The sequence below is a fragment of the Rhodovulum sp. genome, assembly GCF_011048875.1.
GTDB lineage: Bacteria > Pseudomonadota > Alphaproteobacteria > Rhodobacterales > Rhodobacteraceae > Rhodovulum > Rhodovulum tesquicola.
The window spans coordinates 1-2,684 of record NZ_DSDD01000335.1 but is presented as its reverse complement, the minus strand read 5'-3'; the positions used below and the strand labels follow the sequence as shown (position 1 = coordinate 2,684).

The 2,684-nt window shown below is 67.7% G+C and carries 4 protein-coding genes; 2 read left to right on the top strand and 2 right to left on the bottom strand.

All coding sequences use genetic code 11. The features are described from left to right. On the top strand, positions 1–240 hold a 240-nt coding region (locus tag ENN83_RS11740), incomplete at its 5' end, for a hypothetical protein (RefSeq protein ID WP_287187249.1). Here ENN83_RS11740 and ENN83_RS11735 read toward each other — a convergent pair. Further along, positions 222–1,049: an ABC transporter permease gene (locus ENN83_RS11735; protein ID WP_287187247.1), complete on the bottom strand. Its 828-nt coding sequence runs from the start codon at positions 1,047–1,049 to the stop codon at positions 222–224. The genes ENN83_RS11740 and ENN83_RS11735 overlap by 19 nt on opposite strands. Before the next feature lie 147 nt (positions 1,050–1,196). On the opposite strand from ENN83_RS11735, the gene ENN83_RS11730 reads away from it, so the two are divergent. Continuing rightward, a complete protein-coding gene (locus tag ENN83_RS11730) occupies positions 1,197–1,802 on the top strand; it encodes a GcrA family cell cycle regulator (protein ID WP_287187245.1) in 606 nt (201 codons plus the stop codon). A gap of 54 nt (positions 1,803–1,856) precedes the next feature. Here the strand turns inward: ENN83_RS11730 and ENN83_RS11725 are convergent. Next, positions 1,857–2,684: AsmA-like C-terminal region-containing protein (locus ENN83_RS11725; RefSeq protein WP_287187243.1), on the bottom strand; the 828-nt coding region annotated here is incomplete at its 5' end.

Below are 2,684 nucleotides of genomic sequence, written 5' to 3'. Positions count from 1 at the left end.
GGCTCGCGCCGCGTGACCTTCTTCCTCATCGCATCGCGCAGGCCGGGAAAGGCGGGCTGTTTCGGCATCGGCGGGGCTCCTTGCAGGGATGTCCCAGCCTATCAGCTCAGGCTGAAATCGGCATGTTTTTCAGACCTTCCTTCTGTTGCACAGGTAGAAGTGTGGTTGCGGACTTTTCCGTTCAAAGAAAGTAAATTGGTAGGCAGTCATGGCCCGCTGCCTCACGCCTTCATCCGGTAGCCGGTGCGGAACCAGTACCAGCAGAGCGCCATCACCGCGGCGGTGAGGGCGGAACAGACCGCCAGCCCCAGCCAGGGCGAGCTGTCGGACTGCCCGATGATGCCGTAGCGCACGCCGTCGATCAGGTAGAAGACCGGGTTGAAATGAGTCACGGTCTGCATCGTCTGCGGCAGCCGCTCGATGGAATAGAAGGTGCCCGACAGGAAACTGAGCGGCGTCACGATGAAATTGGTGATCGCCGCCATCTGGTCGAACTTGTTGGCGAAGATCGCCGCCACGATGCCGAGGCCGGACAGCAGCGCCGAGCCCAGCAGCACGAAGACCAGCGCCCACACGGGATGCGCCAGCCCGATACCCAGCACCAGAAGCATCGGCACCGCCACCAGCAGCGCCACCAACAGGCCGCGCACCACGCCGCCCGCGGCATAGCCCAAGAGCAGTTCCAGCGGCGACAAGGGCGGCATCAGCGTGTCGACGATATTGCCCTGCACCTTGGAGATGAGGATCGAGGAGGAGGTGTTGGCAAAGGCGTTCTGGATCACCGTCATCATCAGGATGCCGGGGGCAAGGAAATGGATGAAGGGCACGCCCATCACCGTTTCGCGGTCGGGTCCGATGGCCAGCTCGAAGACGCCCAGAAACAGCACCGCGGTGGCCAGCGGCGCGGCCAGTGTCTGGGTCCAGACCAGGACAAAGCGCATGATCTCGCGCTCGCTCAAGGTCCGCAGCCCCAGCCAGTTGACCCGGCCGAAGCGCCTGACCCCCATCCCTGCCGCCGCGTTTGCCTTGTCCATGCCGGTCGCGTCCATTTCGTCCGTCTCCTGTCTCAGGCTTGCGCTTGTATCCCCGAAGCGCCACGGATTAGAATAGGGCTTTGATCGAATTCTCCCATCCGGCGGGCAGCCGGGGCGCCTGCCGCCCCCCCGTCCGGCACCGGAACTACCCAAGGAAGTGCCATGTCCTGGACCGAAGACCGCGTCGAGACGCTGAAACGCATGTGGGCCGAGGGCCAGTCCGCAAGCCAGATCGCCAAGGAACTGGGCGGTGTCACCCGTAACGCGGTGATCGGCAAGGTGCATCGGCTGGGCCTGTCGAACCGGGCGGGCGGCAGCGCGCCCGCAGCGCCGGTGAAACCCGCCCCGGCCAGGGAGAAACCGGCCCGCGCCGAGGCAGCCGAGGCCCAGGCCGAGACGCCCGCGCCCGAACGCAAGCCCGCCGAACCGCGCCCCGCGGCCGCCGCGCCGCAGCCGGTGGCGCCTGCCCCCGTGCCCGCCCCGCGCAAGCCCGTGCTGGTCACGGCCGGCCAGCCGCTGCCGCCGCAGCCCTCGGCCAACGAGATCAGCCCCGAGACGCTGGCCTCGGTGCGCGAGGTCGAGCGGACGGCCAAGAAGCTGACCCTGATGGAACTGACCGAACGCACCTGCAAATGGCCGATCGGCGATCCGGCGACGCAGGATTTCTGGTTCTGCGGGTTGCCGGTGCAGCAGGGCAAGCCCTATTGCGAGGCCCATGTCTCGGTCGCCTTCCAGCCGATGAGTTCGCGCCGCGACCGCAAGCGGTGATCGTGCAGGCGCGCCCCTGACCGCGCCTGCGGTCGCGGGGCGCGGCTTGGGCCGCTAATTGCCGCCCAGAAGCTTTCTCAGCCCCTTCTTCGCCTCGTCCTCGAGCTTGCGCCTTGCGGCGTCCTCGAGACGCTCGCCCTCGTCGGCGCGCAGGCCCAGTTCGCGTGCGGCCCTTTCCTTGGCGTCGGCTTCGGCCTTTTTTGCCGACGCGCGGGCCTTTTCCTCGGCGGCCTTCTTCTGCTCGTCAAGCTCCAGCCGTTCGCGCGCGATGGCTTCAAGATCGAGTCGGAAGCGCGGATTGGCCCAGGTTCCGGTAATCAGCAGCGGCACGCGCAGGCCCTTGTCGCCCTCGCTGCCACCGAGCGCCCGGGACAGCAGCCGATAGTCGAGCGTCCGCGCGCCGATGCCGACCTGGCCCGCGCCGGTCGCGGTCACAAGCGGCGCGGCGAGGGCAAGGTCGTCATTGCGCAAGACGCCCTTGTCGATGGTGAAGCTGGCGGTGATGCTCTCGAAGATGGTCTTGGCGCCCGGGCCGACATAGCCCAGGTCAAGCGTGCGGATCATCCCCGCGATATCGAGGCCGCGCAACTCGCCCTTGCCCAGGCGCATCGCGCCAGAGCCCGACAGGCCCTGCATGATCGCCGCCATCGACCCGCCGGAGCCGAGGAATTTCAGCTGCAGATCGCCCTGCCCGATCAGCCGGTCGTAATCGGCCAGATCGCGCAGCAGGGGCTGAATCGCGATGCCCGCCACCGTCAGATCGCCGCCGACCGAATTGCCGCCGCGCCCGTTCAGCACGAGATTGCCGGTGATCCGCCCGCCATGGGCCTGCACCTCGCGCAGGTCGAGCACGAGGCGGCGGTCGGTCAGCGTGGCGGCGAT